The 15274-nt window shown below is 73.7% G+C and carries 13 protein-coding genes; 11 read left to right on the top strand and 2 right to left on the bottom strand.

Going from position 1 to position 15274, the window contains the following annotated elements; translation table 11 throughout:
* Positions 1 to 50: 50 nt before the first annotated feature.
* A complete protein-coding gene (locus EV384_RS11770) occupies positions 51 to 488 on the bottom strand; it encodes a MarR family winged helix-turn-helix transcriptional regulator (protein WP_242624021.1) in 438 nt (145 codons plus the stop codon).
* 14 nt (positions 489 to 502) lie between these two features.
* Positions 503 to 2215 carry an alkaline phosphatase D family protein gene (locus tag EV384_RS11775; RefSeq protein ID WP_130332877.1) on the bottom strand — a complete coding sequence of 571 codons (1713 nt, stop codon included), beginning with the start codon at positions 2213 to 2215 and terminating at the stop codon, positions 503 to 505.
* 149 nt (positions 2216 to 2364) lie between these two features.
* Here EV384_RS11775 and ftsY point away from each other — a divergent pair, with 149 nt between their 5' ends.
* The 11 genes from ftsY to EV384_RS11830 all read left to right on the top strand — a co-directional run bounded on the left by ftsY (position 2365) and on the right by EV384_RS11830 (position 15248).
* Positions 2365 to 3555 carry a signal recognition particle-docking protein FtsY gene (ftsY, locus tag EV384_RS11780; RefSeq protein ID WP_130332879.1) on the top strand — a complete coding sequence of 397 codons (1191 nt, stop codon included), beginning with the start codon at positions 2365 to 2367 and terminating at the stop codon, positions 3553 to 3555.
* 6 nt (positions 3556 to 3561) lie between these two features.
* Positions 3562 to 4425, top strand: a complete 864-nt coding sequence (locus tag EV384_RS11785) for a phosphotransferase (RefSeq protein ID WP_207232296.1) — start codon at positions 3562 to 3564, stop codon at positions 4423 to 4425.
* A gap of 195 nt (positions 4426 to 4620) precedes the next feature.
* Positions 4621 to 6069: an ammonium transporter gene (locus EV384_RS11790; RefSeq protein WP_207232297.1), complete on the top strand. Its 1449-nt coding sequence runs from the start codon at positions 4621 to 4623 to the stop codon at positions 6067 to 6069.
* 25 nt (positions 6070 to 6094) lie between these two features.
* Entirely contained in the window at positions 6095 to 6433 is a 339-nt protein-coding gene (locus tag EV384_RS11795; protein ID WP_170839442.1) for a P-II family nitrogen regulator, read from the top strand.
* 13 nt (positions 6434 to 6446) lie between these two features.
* Positions 6447 to 8723 (top strand): [protein-PII] uridylyltransferase, encoded by a 2277-nt coding sequence (locus EV384_RS11800; protein WP_130332885.1) that lies wholly within the window; start codon positions 6447 to 6449, stop codon positions 8721 to 8723.
* Positions 8724 to 8806: 83 nt separating this feature from the next.
* Positions 8807 to 9709: an ABC transporter ATP-binding protein gene (locus EV384_RS11805; protein ID WP_130332887.1), complete on the top strand. Its 903-nt coding sequence runs from the start codon at positions 8807 to 8809 to the stop codon at positions 9707 to 9709.
* Positions 9699 to 10520 (top strand): ABC transporter permease, encoded by an 822-nt coding sequence (locus EV384_RS11810; protein ID WP_130332889.1) that lies wholly within the window; start codon positions 9699 to 9701, stop codon positions 10518 to 10520. The genes EV384_RS11805 and EV384_RS11810 overlap by 11 nt, the downstream gene beginning before the upstream one ends.
* Before the next feature lie 20 nt (positions 10521 to 10540).
* Positions 10541 to 11665 (top strand): sensor histidine kinase, encoded by a 1125-nt coding sequence (locus EV384_RS11815; protein ID WP_242624022.1) that lies wholly within the window; start codon positions 10541 to 10543, stop codon positions 11663 to 11665.
* On the top strand, positions 11662 to 12318 hold the full coding sequence (locus EV384_RS11820; protein WP_130332891.1) for a response regulator transcription factor: 657 nt from the start codon (positions 11662 to 11664) through the stop codon (positions 12316 to 12318). The genes EV384_RS11815 and EV384_RS11820 overlap by 4 nt, the downstream gene beginning before the upstream one ends.
* A 173-nt stretch (positions 12319 to 12491) precedes the next feature.
* Positions 12492 to 14048 carry a signal recognition particle protein gene (gene ffh / locus EV384_RS11825; RefSeq protein ID WP_130332893.1) on the top strand — a complete coding sequence of 519 codons (1557 nt, stop codon included), beginning with the start codon at positions 12492 to 12494 and terminating at the stop codon, positions 14046 to 14048.
* A gap of 120 nt (positions 14049 to 14168) precedes the next feature.
* Complete coding sequence (locus tag EV384_RS11830; RefSeq protein ID WP_130332895.1) at positions 14169 to 15248, top strand: amidohydrolase family protein; 1080 nt, start codon at positions 14169 to 14171, stop codon at positions 15246 to 15248.
* The last annotated feature ends 26 nt before the right edge of the window (positions 15249 to 15274 follow it).

Here is a 15274-nt window from a genome sequence, read left to right on the forward strand (position 1 = left end):
CCTCAAGCAACAACTTCACGTGGCGCAGGTCTTATTCCCGTCGGAGCGGCTCAGAAGGTCTCGTTGAACCGGTGCAGCAGCCGGGCGAACTCCTCGACGTCCCGCCTCGGCCAGCTCTCCATCGTGCGCCGCATCTGCCCCAGCCGGGCCGCCCGGGCCGCGTCGAACCGGCGGGTGCCCTCCTCGGTGAGGCTGAGCTGGGCGGCCCGCCGGTCGTCCGGATCCGGGTCGCGACGCACCAGGCCGAGCCCCTCCAGGCCGTGGATCTGCCGGCTGAGCGTCCCCTTGCCGATGCCGAGCCGGACGGCCAGGTCGGTCAGCCGGATCGAGCCGCAGCGCCGCAGCCAGAGCAGCAGCCCGTACGCGTTCGGCTCCAGGTTGGGATGCACCTCCCGGGCGATCTCCCAGGACAGCGCCCGCCCGCGGCGCAGCAACGCGGCCAGCTCGTCCTCCACCGCGCGCAGCGTCTCCGGCAGGTGCTCGTTCACGGCGAAGAGCGTACTCAGGCGGCGTCGGTGAGCCGGCGTTGCGCCACGGTCCGGAGCTGACCGGCGCTGGTGGTGCCCTCGATCACCACCTGGGCCGAGCGACCCCGGTGGGTCAGCGTGGCCACCGCGTTGCCGAAGTACGGGCCCGCCAGCTTCTTCCACCGCACGTTCGGGCGGCGGACCCCGGCCGAGCGGGCCAGGGCGCGGGTGGCCGTCGCCGGGCCGCGCGACCAGCCCAGCGTCATCAGCGGGCGCACCGCGGCCGGCACCTGGTTGTGGATGGGGGAGCAGGTGAGCTGGTGCACCGGGGTGCGAACGGCCGGGTCGGCGAACCGGGCCCGGGCCACGTACGAGTGGTGCACGTCACCGGAGAGCACGCTGATCGAGGCCGGTGGCGCGTACGCCGGGCCGGCGCCGACCCGGTCGCCGGGGTGCCCCGGCGTGCCGCTGCCGAGCCGGGCGAAGAGCTCGCCGAGGGCCTCGAAGGAGCGGCGGAACGAGGCCCAGTGCTCCAGGTCGAGGGCCCGGCGGAGCTGCTCGGAGACCCGGGCCACCCAGGGGCGGCGGGAGTCGGCCAGCCGCTCGTTCCAGGCCTCGATGTGGTGGATGCCCGGCGGCAGCAGCCAGGGCAGCGAGGCGCCGACCACCAGGTGGTCGTAGACGCCGTGCGCCCGGTCGAGGAACCACGACCACTCGCCCGGCGGCAGCATCGCCCGGTTGCCCGACTCCAGCACCCGGCTGGACCGGTTGTCCAGCATCACCAGGCGGGTACGGCCCAGGTCCAGCGCGTAGCTCCACTGGTACTGCACGGCCCGCCAGCGTTCGGTGTCGTGGGCGACGTCGGCCTCGGTGTCGACCCGCTCGCCGAACTCGTGCAGCACGCCCGTGGCGTCCTCGGCGGCGGCCACCTTGGCGTAGAGCGGGTCGGTGGCGATCTCGTCCGGGGCGAGGTTGCCCAGGTGCTGGTAGACCCAGTACGAGGCGAGCCCGCTGCGGATCCGCTCGGCCCACCACGGCTGCTGGCGCATGTCCGCCCGCCAGGCGGCCGAGGTGTTCCAGTCGTCGATGACCTCGTGGTCGTCGAAGATCATCACGCTCGGCACGGTGGAGAGCAGCCAGCGGATCTCCGGATCGCGCCAGGATTCCAGGTAGAGCTTGGTGTACTCGTCGAAGCTGACCACCTGCGTCGCCGGGGCGGCCTTCGGCCGCCGCCGGCGCCGCTTGAGCAGCGTCCGCACGGTCGGCGAGGTGACGTCGGCGTAGACCTGGTCGCCGAGGAGTACCAGCAGGTCCGGCAGGGCGGCCGGGTCCGGGTCGGCGATCAGCCGGCGGGCGTACGCGTCGAGCGCGTCCGGGGGCAGCTTGCGGGCCGTGGCGTGCTGGGTGGTCTCCCGGCACGAGCCGAAGAGCAGGCTCACCGGCTGGTCCCGGTCGTCGGCGGCCCGGGTCCGGATGACGCTGGCCGGGAAGCCGCTCTCCGGCACCGGCCAGGCGACCTCGTCGTCGATCAGCACCTCGTAGGTCGTCGCGCTCTCCGGAGTGAGCCCCGCCACCACGACGATCGCGTAGTGGTGGTCGTACGCGGAGAAGGTCGGCGCGGTCCCGGCGGCGCCGTCGGCCGTGCGGACGGTGACCACGGCGGGTGCGCTGGTCTCGACCCAGACGGTCGCCCGCGTGCCGACGACCCGCCGCAGCAACGGACCGATCAGCAGGCGCGCGCTGGGCATGGTCGACCTCCGAGGTGAGCGGACTTCATGTTTACTACCCGGCCGGCGGTCGCACCACAGCTGGCTGGCGTCGAGCCTACCGCCGGCCCGCGCAGGCAACGGGGTGCGGTCGATGAGACGCCGTCGTCGCCATCTGACAGGATTTCGGCATGAAGGAATACCTCCTCGTCGCACTCGCCCTGCTCGGCGTGCTGATCCTCGGCGGCCTCAGCCTCGTGGTGCCCCGGCTGCGCCGGCGTCCCGAGCCGCCGCTGCCGGAGACGGAGGTCGACACCCGGGCCGAGGAGGACCTGGCCGGTCCGCCGGTCGAAGCGGCGGAGTCCGACCTCTCCACCGGCGTCCTGGTCGAACCGCCACCGGTGATCGAGGCGCCCGCGCCCGCCATCGAGGTCCCCGAGCCCACCGCCGGCCGGCTGGTCCGGCTGCGCTCCCGGCTGTCCCGCTCGCAGAACGTCTTCGGCAAGGGCCTGCTCGGCCTGCTCAGCCGGGAGCACCTGGACGAGGACGCCTGGGAGGAGATCGAGGACAGCCTGATCACCGCCGACGTCGGCATCGACGCCACCCGGGAGATCGTCGACCGGCTCCGCGAGCGGACCCGGGTGCTCGGCACCCGCTCCGCCGGTGAGCTGCACGCCCTGCTCGCCGCCGAGCTGGTCAACGCCCTCGACCCGACCCTCGACCGGTCGCTGAAGACCGCCCCCAAGGTGGGGATGCCCGCCGTGGTGCTGGTCGTCGGCGTCAACGGCGCCGGCAAGACCACCACCTGCGGCAAGATCGCCCGGGTGCTGATCGCCGACGGACGGACCGTGCTGCTCGGCGCCGCCGACACCTTCCGGGCCGCCGCCGCCGACCAGCTGGAGACCTGGGGCGGCCGGGTCGGCGCCGAGACCGTCCGCGGGCCCGAGGCCGCCGACCCGGCCAGCGTCGCCTTCGACGCGGTCAAGCGCGGCATCGACACCGGCGTGGACACCGTCCTCGTCGACACCGCCGGCCGCCTGCAGAACAAGATCGGCCTGATGGACGAGCTGGGCAAGGTCAAGCGGGTGGTGGAGAAGCACGGCCCTATCGACGAGACCCTGCTGATCCTCGACGCCACCACCGGCCAGAACGGCCTGGAGCAGGCCCGGGTCTTCACCGAGGTGGTCAACGTGACCGGCGTGGTGCTGACCAAGCTCGACGGGACCGCCAAGGGCGGCATCGTGATCGCCGTGCAGCGCAAGCTGGGCATCCCGGTCAAGCTGGTCGGCCTCGGCGAAGGCCCCGACGACCTGGCGCCGTTCGACCCGGCGCAGTTCGTCGACGCGCTGCTCGGGACCGAGCCGCTCGCCCGGGACGCGTAACCTCGGGTGACGACCGACGATCGCGCCTATGCCGGGTGGCGCGACCACAGCCACCCGTCGCCGCGCCTCGGGAGACCGTACGTGACTTCGCAGGAGATCCCGCTGCACGGCGGGAACGTGAGCACCGTGGTCCGGGTGGGCGACACGGTCCGGCGCAACGCCGGCCCGTGGACCCCCTCGGTGCACGCCCTGCTGCGCCACCTGGAGTACGTCGGGTTCACGGGCGCGCCCCGCGCCCTCGGCATGGACGAGCGCAACCGGGAGGTCCTGTCGTACCTGGAGGGGGAGTGCGGGGAGTACCCGCTCGCCCGGCACTGGGTCACCGACGAGGCGCTGGTCACCGTCGCCACCATGCTGCGGATGTTCCATGACGCCCAGTACGGCTTCACCCCGCCGCCGGGGGCGGTCTGGCGCTCGTTCGGCCCGCCCCCGCCGGACACCGAGGTGATCTGCCACCACGACGCCGCCCCGCACAACGTGATCTGGCGGCCCGACGGCACCCTCGGGCTGATCGACTTCGACCTGGCCTCGCCCGGCGCGCGGATCTACGACGTGGCGTACGCGGCCTGGACCTGGGTACCGATCTTCTCCGACCGGGACTCGATCACCCTGGGCTGGAAGCACCCCGACCGGCCACGCCGGCTGCGCCTCTTCGCCGACGCGTACGGGCTGATCCCGCGGGACCGGCACCGGCTGATCCGGACGATCCGCAAGCGGATCGTCGACCACGTCGAGGGGATCCGCCGGATGGCGGCGGCCGGGGAGCCGGCGTTCGTCCGGATCGTGCACAAGGGGCACCTCCGCCGCCCGATGCGGGACCTGCGGCTGCTCGACTACGAGCGGCACGCCCTGGAGTACGCGCTGCGCTGATCGGCCGGCCCCGCGGGCGTCGCTTGGTCGCCCGGCCATCGACGCCCGCCGTACGGCCGATCCACCGCCGTCCATCCCGGCGACTGTGCGGGTTTCTTCACACGTACGAAACAAGCCGTCACGGACCGGAAATCGGCTGGGGTCGTTGAGTGAAACAGCCGGCGACGAAGCTTCCGCGCAACCGGCTGACGGGCGATGCTGCCAGGTCTCAGCCGGGGGAGGACTTCCACACCGAGAGGAGGCAGCGTGGAGATCAACACCGGCAACACCGCCTGGTTGCTCTTGTCGTCTGCGCTCGTGCTGCTCATGACGCCCGGTCTGGCCCTGTTCTACGGCGGCCTCAACCGGTCCAAGGGCGTACTCAACATGATGATGATGAGCTTCTCCGCGATCGGGCTCATCTCCGTACTTTGGGTCATCTACGGCTTCACCCTGGCGTTCGGCACCAACGACAGCGCCGGGGCCAACAACGTGATCGGCAGCTTCACCCAGTACTTCGGTACGCAGACGAACTTCATCGGCGAGGAGTGGCTCTTCCTCGGCGCGGGGACCGGCATCCCCACGTACGTCTTCATGGTCTTCCAGATGATGTTCGCCGTCATCACCGTGGCCCTGATCTCCGGCGCGGTCTCGGACCGGCTCAAGTTCTCCGGCTGGTTGCTCTTCGCCTTCGCCTGGTTCACGCTGGTCTACGTGCCGGTCGCGCACTGGGTCTGGGGCGGGGGCTTCATCGGCTCCAAGATCAAGGCGCTGGACTTCGCCGGTGGCACCGCGGTCCACATCAACGCCGGCGCCGCCGGTCTCGGCCTGGTGCTCATCCTCGGCAAGCGCATCGGCTGGCCGAAGGAGAGCTTCAAGCCGCACAACGTGCCGCTGGTCGCCCTCGGCGCCGGCCTGCTCTGGTTCGGCTGGTTCGGCTTCAACGCCGGCTCCGAGCTGACAGTCGACGGCACCACCGCGGTGGCCTTCGTCAACACCCAGGTCGCCACCGCCGCCGGCCTGCTCGGCTGGGCGATCGTGGAGTGGCTGCGCAACGGCAGGCCGACCCTGGTCGGCGCCTCCTCCGGCGCCGTCGCCGGCCTGGTCGCCATCACCCCCGCCTGCGGCTTCATCGCTCCGCTCCCGGCGGTGCTGCTCGGCCTCGTCGCCGGCGCGGTCTGCGCGGTCGCGGTCGGCCTGAAGTACCGGCTCGGCTTCGACGACTCGCTCGACGTGGTCGGCGTGCACTTCGTCGCCGGCTGGATCGGCTCCCTCTCCATCGGCCTCTTCGCCACCCTCCAGGTCAACTCGGCCATCGAGGGCCTGGGCGCCAGCGAGGGCCTGTTCTACGGTGGCGGGGTCACCCAGCTCGGTCGGCAGGCGCTGGCCAGCGGCATCGTCTCGGTCTACTCCTTCGGGGTGGCCGCGCTGATCGCCCTCGTCATCAAGAAGACGATCGGCCTGCGGTCCGACGCCGAGGACGAGGTCGCCGGCATCGACGTCGCCGAGCACGCGGAGAGCGCGTACGACCTCTCGCCCACCACGGGCAGCAGCGCGGGCGGCGCGTTCGCCATGGCCGGGATCGGCGCCACCAAGCCGGCCCCGGAGTCCGCCGGGCCGGCGGACGAGCCGGCCGAGCCGGTCAGCGAAAAGGTCGCCGGTTAACGTTCCTGGGATGGAGGGGTTGGACATGAAGCTGGTGACCGCGGTCATCAAGCCGTACCAGCTGGACGCGGTGAAGGAGGCCCTGCACGCCCTCGGCGTGGCCGGGCTGACCGTCAGCGAGGTCCAGGGCTACGGCCGGCAGAAGGGGCACACCGAGGTCTACCGGGGTGCCGAGTACACGGTCGAGTTCCTGCCCAAGATCCGGGTCGAGGTGCTCACCGACGAGATGGACGTCGAGAAGATCGTCGACGCCATCGTGGCGGCGGCCCGGACCGGCAAGATCGGCGACGGGAAGGTCTGGGTGACCGGCGTCGAGGAGGTCGTCCGCGTCCGCACCGGCGAACGCGGCCTGGACGCCCTGTAGGAGACCCGCACCGATGACCTCGTTGATCAAGAAGAATGCGTCAGGACACCCCGGCGACGGCGACGCAAACCTCTTGATCAACGAGGTCGTCGGCGTTCCCGGCGGGATCGGGGAGGCGGCGCGGGAGGCGCGGGCCGACGCGTTCGACTCGTGGCTGGGGTCGCTGCTGCCCCGGCGGGACGGGATCGCGTTGATCGCCGTGGGCGGGCTGGGGCGGCGGCAGTGCGCGCCGTACGGGGATCTCGACCTGGTGCTGCTGCACGCCGGGGTGCCCGGGACGGACGAGCTGGCCGCCTCGCTCTGGTATCCGATCTGGGACGCGGGGCTGCGGCTCGACCACTCCGTCCGGACCGTCGCCGAGGCGCTCTCGGTGGCCCAGGACGACGTCAAGGTCGCCCTCGGGCTGCTCGACGCCCGCTTCGTCGCCGGGGACCGGGCGCTCGCCGACCAGCTCATCCGCACCGCCACCGACCACTGGCGGCGCACCGCCGTCCGCCAGCTCCCCGGCCTTCGGGAGCTCACCACCGCCCGCTGGGCCACCCACGGCGAACTCGCCTTCCTGCTGGAGGGCGACCTGAAGGAGGCCGCCGGCGGGCTGCGCGACGTCGGCATCCTGCGGGCCATCGCCACCGCCGGGATCACCGACGCGCTCCGCCCGGCCGTCCGCGCCGCCCACCTGCGGCTGCTGGACGCCCGGGACGCCCTGCACCAGCAGGTCGGCCGCCGGGTCGACCGGCTCGTCGCGCAGGAACGCGACGGCGTCGCCAAGCTGCTCAGTTTGGACGACGGCGACGCCCTGCTGCGGCGGGTCGCCGGGGACGCCCGCACCGTCAGCCACGCCCTCGACGACGCCTGGCGCGCCGCCGACCGGCTCCGCTCCGGCCGCCGCCGGGGTGCCGACGGCCGCCCGATCCGCCGCCCGGTGGCCCGGGACGTCGTCGAACACGACGGGGAGCTGGTGCTCGCCCGCACCGCCATCGGGGCCCGCCCCGACCCCAGCCTGTCGCTGCGGGTCGCCGCCGCCGCGGCCACCACCCGGCTGCCCATCGCCCGGGCCACGTGCGAGTGGCTGGCCGCGTACTGCCCGCCGCTGCCCGCGCCGTGGCCGCCGGCCGCCCGGGCCGCGCTGATCACCCTGCTCGGCGCCGGTCCCGGCCTGGTGCCCGCCTGGGAGACCTGCGACCGGTACGGCCTGATCGAAGGCTGGCTGCCCGAGTGGACCCGGCTGCGCAGCCTGCCCCAGCACAACCCGGTGCACCGGTTCACCCTCGACCGGCACCTGGTGCAGACCGCGTACGAGGCGAGCCGGCACACCCGCGAGGTGGACCGCCCCGACCTGCTGCTGCTCGGCGCGTTCCTGCACGACATCGGCAAGGGACTTGTCGGCGACCACAGCACCGTCGGCGCGCCGGTGGCCGAGGCGGTGGCCGCCCGGATCGGGCTGCCCGAGAACGAGGTGGCGCTGATCGGCGCGCTGGTCCGGCTGCACCTGCTCCTGCCCGACGTGGCCACCCGCCGCGACCTCGCCGACCCGAAGACCATCGCCGGAGTCGCCGAGCGGGTCGGCGACACCACCACCCTGGACCTGCTGCACGGCCTGGTCCAGGCCGACGCCGCCGCGACCGGGCCGGCCGCCTGGTCGGACTGGAAGGGGCGGCTGGTCGCCGAACTGGTCGCCCGGGTCCGTACCGCGCTGGACACCGGCGTCCTGCCCGCGCCCCCGGCCCCCGACCCGGCGCTGGTGGCGGGGCCGCTGCCGGTCGTCCACCTCACCGAGGACCGGGTGGCGGTGGCCGCGGCGGACCGGCGGGGCCTGCTCGCGACGGTCGCCGGCTGCCTGGCCCTGCACCGGCTGGAGGTGCTCTCCGCGGACGCCTCCACGGTCGACGGCCGGGCCCTGGTCGAATGCCGGGTGCAACCCCGCTACGGGCTCGCGCCCGACCCGATCGCGCTCAGCGCCGACCTGCGCCGGGCGGTCACCGGCGACGTCTCGGTCACCCAGCGGCTGCGCGGCCGGGCCCTCGCCGCGCGCGGCGAGGGCGCCGCGCCCCGGGTGGTCTGGCACCGGGAGGCGGCCACCGACGCCGTGCTGCTGGAGCTGCGCGCCGCCGACGCGGCCGGACTGCTCTACCGGGTCACCTGCGCCCTCGACGAGGCCGGCGCGCAGGTTCGGGCGGCCCGCATCTCCACCCTCGGCGCCGACGTGGTGGACGCGTTCTACCTGGTCGGCGGCTGGCCCGACGACGCCGAGCGGGGCCGGCTGGAGGCCGCCGTGCTGGCCGCCGTCTGAACGCCGGCCTACGTCCGGCTGCGTAGCCGGGATGCCGCCCGCGGGGTGACGTGCGCCGGCCCGTGCGCCGGCACTCTCGGGGCATGAACCTGCCAGTACAGACCCAGGGGCTCACCAAACGGTACGGCGGGCTGACCGCCGTGCGGGACCTCGACCTGACCGTCCGGGCCGGCGAGGTGTACGGCTTCCTCGGCCCGAACGGCGCCGGCAAGACCACCACGCTGCGGATGCTGCTCGGGCTGGTCCGCCCGACCTCCGGCACGGTACGGCTGTTCGGCCGGGCGCCCGGCGCCGGCCGGCTCGGCGGTGTCGGCGCGCTGATCGAGGGGCCGGCCTTCTACCCCTACCTCTCCGGCCGGGACAACCTGCGGGTGCTGGCCCGCTACGCCGGCGTCGGGGCCGACCGGGTCGCCCTGGTGCTGGACCTGGTCGACCTCACCGACCGGGCCGGCGACCGGTACGCCGGCTACTCGTTGGGCATGAAGCAGCGGCTCGGCGTGGCCGCCGCCCTGCTCAAGGACCCACGCCTGCTGATCCTGGACGAGCCGACCAACGGCCTCGACCCGGCCGGCATGGCGGACATGCGCACGCTGATCCGGCGCCTGGGCGCCGGCGGCTGCACGGTGCTGGTCTCCAGCCACCTGCTCGGCGAGGTCGAGCAGGTCTGCGACCGGGTCGGGGTGATCTCCCGGGGACGGCTGATCGCCGAGGACAGCGTCGCCGAGCTGCGCGGCGCGGCCGGCCTGCGGGTGCTCGCCGACCCGCTCGACGAGGCCGCCACCCGGGTCGGGGAGCTGGTCGGACCCGAGCGGGTCCGGGTGGTCGACGGCGGGTTGGAGCTGGCGGTGGAGCCGGAGCGGGCGGCGTGGCTCAACGCCGAGCTGGTCGGCGCCGGGGTGGCGGTCCGCGAGCTGCGGCCCCGCGAGCGGGACCTGGAGCAGGTGTTCTTTGAGCTCATCGAGAAGGGAACGGCCGATGTCGCGTAGCTTCCGGGCCGAACTGGCCAAACTCGTCCGCCGGCCGGCGTCCTGGCTGCTGCTGGCCATCACGTTGGCGCTCTCCCTGATCTTCACCTACGTCTTCCCGTACGCGAGCATCGCCGGCGGGACCGTCGGCCCGAACAGCGACCGGACCCTGCCGATGCTGCTCCCGGACCACCTGGTCGGGAACTCGCTCGGCGGGCTGCCGTTCTTCCTCGGCGCGATCGTGCTGATCCTCGGCGTCCTCACCGTCGGCGGCGAGTACGGCTGGGGCACCTGGAAGACCGTCCTGTCCCAGGGCCCCTCCCGGCTGGAGGTGTACGCCGGCAAGCTGCTCGCCCTGGCGGCCGCCACGCTGGTCGTGGTGCTCTCCGTCTTCGTCCTCGGCGCGGTGGCCGCCGCGCTGATCGCCGTCGCCGAGTCGCAGCCGGTGTCCTGGCCGAGCGCCGGCGACCTGCTCACCGGGATCGGGGCGGGGTGGCTCATCGCGACGATGTGGGCCATGCTCGGTGCCGTGCTCGCCGTCGCGCTGCGGTCGGTGGCCCTGCCGGTCGGGCTGGGTCTGGTGTGGATGCTCGCGGTGCAGAACCTGCTCGCCGCGATCGCCGCGCCCCTGCTCGACTGGGTGGCCCAGGTGCAGAAGGGCCTGCCCGGCCCGAACGCGGGTTCGCTGGCGGCGACGCTCGGCGCGCCCGGGGACACCCCCGGCGTCGCGTCGGCCGTCGGCGGCGGCCAGGCGGCGCTGGTCGTCACCGCCTACCTGGTCGCCTTCGCGGCCCTGGGCGGGCTGCTGCTGCAGCGCCGGGACATCGGCTAGGCCGGGCGGGGGTGGGGACGGTGGACCGGGACCGCGGGATTGAGTGGAGCGACCAGATCTACGACGCCGTCGTCGCCCTGGTGCTGCTCGGGATCGGGCTGGTCGGCACCGCACCGGCCGGCGCCAACGAGGGGATCGACACCGGCCGGGCGACGTACCCGCTGGTGGCGGTGGCCGCGCTGGCGCTGGCGGTACGCCGGCGCTGGCCGCTGGCGACGCTGGCGGTGGTCACCGCGGCCACCACGGCGTACCTCGTGCTCGGCTATCCGTACGGGCCGATCCTGTTCTCGTTCCTCGTCGCGGTCTACACGGTCGCCGCGTACCTGCCGCTGCGCACCGGCGCGGTGGCCGGCGGGGTGGCGCTGGCGGCCCTGCTGGTGCACGTGGTGGTCGGGGTGCGCCCGCCTGGGCTGCTCGGCGCCATGCCGGCAGCCGCCTGGGTGGTCGTCCCGTTCGCGGTCGGCACCACGGTCCGGCTGGTCCGGGAGAACGCCGCGCGGGGCCGGGTCGACGAGGCGCGCCGGCTGGCCGACGCGGAGCGGCTGCGGGTCGCCCGGGAGGTGCACGACGTGGTCGGCCACGGCCTCGCCGCGATCCACATGCAGGCGGAGATCGCCCTGCACCTGCTGGCCCGCAAGCCCGAGCAGGCCGAGGCGGCGTTGACCGCGATCAGCCGCACCAGCAAGGAGGCCCTGGACGAGCTGCGGGTCACGCTCACCGTGGTCCGGCGGGACGAGGCGGCCGACGACCGGGCCCCGGCCCCCGGGCTGGCCCAGCTGCCGCAGCTGCGCGACCGGCTGGCCGGCGCTGGGGTGCCGGTCACCGTGGAGGTCACCGGGGAGCCCCGGACCCTGCCGGTCGCCGTCGACCTGGCCGCGTACCGGGTGGTGCAGGAGTCGTTGACCAACGTGCTGCGGCACGCCGGTCCGGCCACCGCCACCGTCCGGCTCCGCCACACCCGGACCGGGGTGGCGATCGAGGTGACCGACACCGGTCGGGGTCCGGCCCCCGGACCGCGGGTCGGCTACGGCCTGGCCGGCATGCGGGAACGGGTGACCGCGCTGGGCGGCACGTTCACCGCCGGCCCCGCACCGGGCGGCGGGTTCCGGGTGTCCGCGACCCTGCCCGTGGAGGAGGCTCAGTGATCACCGTGGTGCTCGCCGACGACCAGGACCTGGTCCGGATCGGGCTGCGCGCCCTCGTGGAGAGCGAGGACGACCTCGCCGTGGTGGGCGAGGCCGCCGACGGGCTGGCCGCGGTCGAGACGACCCGGCGGGAACGCCCCGACGTGGTGCTGATGGACGTCCGGATGCCCGGCGTGGACGGCATCGAGGCGACCCGGCGGATCGTCGCCGACCCCGAGCTGGCCGGCACCCGGGTGGTCGTGCTGACCACCTTCGAGCTGGACGAGTACGTCTTCGACGCGCTCCGGTACGGGGCCAGCGGCTTCCTCACCAAGGACACCCGGCCGGCGGAGCTGCTGCGGGCGATCCGGCTGGTCGCCGAGGGGGAGGCGCTGCTGTCGCCGTCGGTGACCCGGCGGGTGGTCCGCGAGTTCGCCACCCGGCCGGCCCGGGTGCCCCGACCGCACCCCCGGCTCGGCACGCTCACCGACCGGGAGCGGGAGGTGGTGGCGCTGGTCGGGGAGGGCCTGAGCAACGCGGAGATCGCCGAGCGGCTGGTGGTCAGCCCGGCCACCGCGCGTACCCACGTCAGCCGGGCCATGGTGAAGCTGGGCGCCCGGGACCGGGCCCAGCTGGTGGTCTTCGCGTACCAGTCGGGGCTGGTCGTTTCGTGATCTTCTGGCGGAACGGCACGCGGCCGTCTCCGTAGGGCGATCTTGACGATGCCGGGCGGGCCGGGCCGGCGGGAAGCAGTGGCGAGGTGGGACGGTTACCCTTGCGGGTGGCCGGCCTTGTGCGTGCCGGCCGAGTCTGTACCCGCCGGAACACTGACAAACGGGATGTTCGTGTGTTTGACACCTTGAGTGACCGCCTGTCCGGGATCTTCACCAAGCTCCGCGGCAAGGGTCGGCTCACCGACGCCGACATCGACGCCACCGCGCGCGAGATCCGCATGGCGCTGCTGGAGGCCGACGTCGCCCTGCCGGTGGTCAAGGGCTTCATCGCGAACGTCAAGGAGCGGGCGCGGGGGGCCGAGGTCTCGCAGGCGCTCAACCCGGCGCAGATGATCATCAAGATCGTCAACGAGGAGCTGATCAACATCCTCGGCGGCGAGGGGCGGCGGCTCCAGTTCGCCAAGCACCCGCCGACGGTGATCATGCTGGCGGGCCTCCAGGGTTCCGGTAAGACCACCCTCGCCGGCAAGCTGGCCCGCTGGCTCAAGGCCCAGGGCCACCAGCCGCTGCTGGTCGCCGCCGACCTCCAGCGCCCCAACGCCGTCGGGCAGCTCCAGGTGCTCGGTGGCCGCGCCGGCGTCGAGGTGTACGCCCCGGAGCCCGGCAACGGCGTCGGCGACCCGGTGCAGGTGGCCCGCGCCTCGATCGAGCACGCCAAGCGGGCCGCCCGGGACATCGTCATCGTGGACACCGCCGGCCGCCTCGGTATCGACGCCGAGATGATGCAGCAGGCCGCCGACATCCGCGACGTCGTCCAGCCCGACGAGGTCATCTTCGTCATCGACGCGATGGTCGGTCAGGACGCGGTGCGTACCGCCGAGGCCTTCCGCGACGGCGTCGGCATCACCGGTGTCGTCCTCTCCAAGCTCGACGGCGACGCGCGCGGTGGCGCCGCGCTGTCGGTCCGGGAGGTCACCGGCCAGCCGATCCTCTTCGCCTCCACCGGCGAGAAGCTGGAGGACTTCGACGTCTTCCACCCCGACCGGATGGCCAGCCGGATCCTCGGCATGGGCGACGTCCTCACTCTGATCGAGCAGGCCGAGCAGGCCTTCGACGCCGATCAGAAGGAGAAGATGACCGCCAAGCTGATGGGCGGCGAGCAGTTCACCCTGGAGGACTTCCTCGACCAGCTCATCGCGGTCCGCCGGATGGGCCCGATCGCCAACGTGCTGGCCATGATGCCCGGCATGGGGCAGATGAAGGACCAGCTCGCCGAGCTGGACGACAAGCACTTCGATCGGGTCACCGCGATCATCCGGTCGATGACCCCGGCCGAACGGACCAACCCGAAGATCATCAACGGCTCCCGCCGGGCCCGCATCGCCAGCGGCTCCGGGGTCGCCGTGATGGACGTCAACCAGCTGCTCAACCGCTTCACCGACGCGCAGAAGATGATGAAGCAGATGGGCGGCATGATGGGCCTGCCCGGCGGTGGCCGGCGCAAGGCGACCAAGTCGCCGAAGAACAAGCGCAAGGGCACCAAGGGCGGCGGGCGGCCGCGTACCGGGGCGGGCGCCGGGCTGCCGGGCGGCTTCCCGGGCGGCATGCCGCAGCTCCCGCCGGGGCTGGACCCGGGCGACCTGGCCGGCGGCCAGGGCCTGCCCCCGGGCTTCAAGCTTCCGAAGATCGACTTCAACAAGCTCGGCAAGGGCGACAACCGCCCCCGCTGATCCCGCGTCGACGTCGCGCGGCCCCGCCACCCGTCCCGGTGGCGGGGCCGCCGTCGTTTCCGGAGCCGCCAAGCCGGGCTGCTCGCGCGGGACGCGGAGTGATCGGGTAGGACTGTGCACATGGCTCTGCATGTGCGTGGTGTGCTCCTGCCGGACGACGAGGTCCGGGACATCTGGCTGGACGGCGACCGGGTGACCTTCGACCCGGTGCCCGGAGCGGAGACGATTGCCGACGGCGGCTTCGTGCTGCCGGGGTTGACCGACGCGCACTGCCACATCGGCATCGCCCGGGGCGGCGCCCCGATCACCTCCCTCGACCAGGCCCGCGAGCTGGCCCGCACCGACCGGGACGCCGGCGTGCTGGCCATCCGGGACGCCGGCTCCCCGTACCCGTACCCGGAGCTCGACGACGAGCCGGACCTGCCGCGACTGGCCCGCGCGGGCCAGCACGTCGCCCCGCCGAAGCGCTACCTGCGCGACATCGGCGTGGAGGTCGGCGCGGCCGAGGTGGCCGCGACGGTGGCCGCGCAGGCCGCCGTCGGCAACGGCTGGGTCAAGCTGGTCGGGGACTGGATCGACCGCGGCGTGGGCGACCTGGCGCCGGCCTGGGACGCGGACACCATGACCGCGGCCGTCCGGGCCGCGCACGCCGCCGGGGTACGCGCCGCGGTGCACACCTTCTCCGAGTCGGCCGTGGAGATCATGGTGCGGGCCGGGGTGGACTCGGTGGAGCACGGCACCGGGCTCAGCCTCGACCTGATCGACCTGATGGCCCGGCAGGGCACCGCCCTGGTCCCCACGATGATCAACATCCGGACCTTCGGCGGCATCGCCGAGCAGGCCCGCGCCAGGTTCCCCGGGTACGCCGACCACATGCTCGCCCTGCGCGACCGCTTCCCCGAGGTGGTCCGCGCCGCGTACGAGGCGGGCGTGCCGATCTACGTCGGCACCGACGCGGGCGGCGGGATCGACCACGGACTGGCCGCCGAGGAGATGCTGCTGCTGCACGAGCAGGCCGGCATGTCCACGCTGGACGTGCTCGCCGCCGCCTCCTGGGGCGCCCGCGCCTGGCTCGGCTTCCCCGGCCTGGTCGAGGGCGGCCTCGCCGACCTGGTCGTCTACCCGGAGGACCCGCGCCGCGACCTCCGCGTCGTCCGCACCCCGTCCCGCATCATCCTCCGCGGCCAGGTCATCCGCTGACCCTCGCCCGCTGGGCTGGTTGATCA

It is taken from the genome of Micromonospora kangleipakensis, assembly GCF_004217615.1.
Classification (GTDB): Bacteria; Actinomycetota; Actinomycetes; order Mycobacteriales; family Micromonosporaceae; genus Micromonospora; species Micromonospora kangleipakensis.

Bases quoted from the DNA above. Each gene is read 5' to 3' on its own strand.
- EV384_RS11795 (WP_170839442.1), top strand. From the start codon at position 6,095: ATGAAGCTGGTGACCGCGGTCATCAAGCCGTACCAGCTGGACGCGGTG.
- EV384_RS11775 (WP_130332877.1), bottom strand. From the start codon at position 2,215: ATGCCCAGCGCGCGCCTGCTGATCGGTCCGTTGCTGCGGCGGGTCGTC.
- ftsY (WP_130332879.1), top strand. From the start codon at position 2,365: ATGAAGGAATACCTCCTCGTCGCACTCGCCCTGCTCGGCGTGCTGATC.
- EV384_RS11805 (WP_130332887.1), top strand. From the start codon at position 8,807: ATGAACCTGCCAGTACAGACCCAGGGGCTCACCAAACGGTACGGCGGG.
- EV384_RS11830 (WP_130332895.1), top strand. From the start codon at position 14,169: ATGGCTCTGCATGTGCGTGGTGTGCTCCTGCCGGACGACGAGGTCCGG.
- EV384_RS11790 (WP_207232297.1), top strand. From the start codon at position 4,621: ATGCTGCCAGGTCTCAGCCGGGGGAGGACTTCCACACCGAGAGGAGGC.
- EV384_RS11800 (WP_130332885.1), top strand. From the start codon at position 6,447: ATGACCTCGTTGATCAAGAAGAATGCGTCAGGACACCCCGGCGACGGC.
- EV384_RS11810 (WP_130332889.1), top strand. From the start codon at position 9,699: ATGTCGCGTAGCTTCCGGGCCGAACTGGCCAAACTCGTCCGCCGGCCG.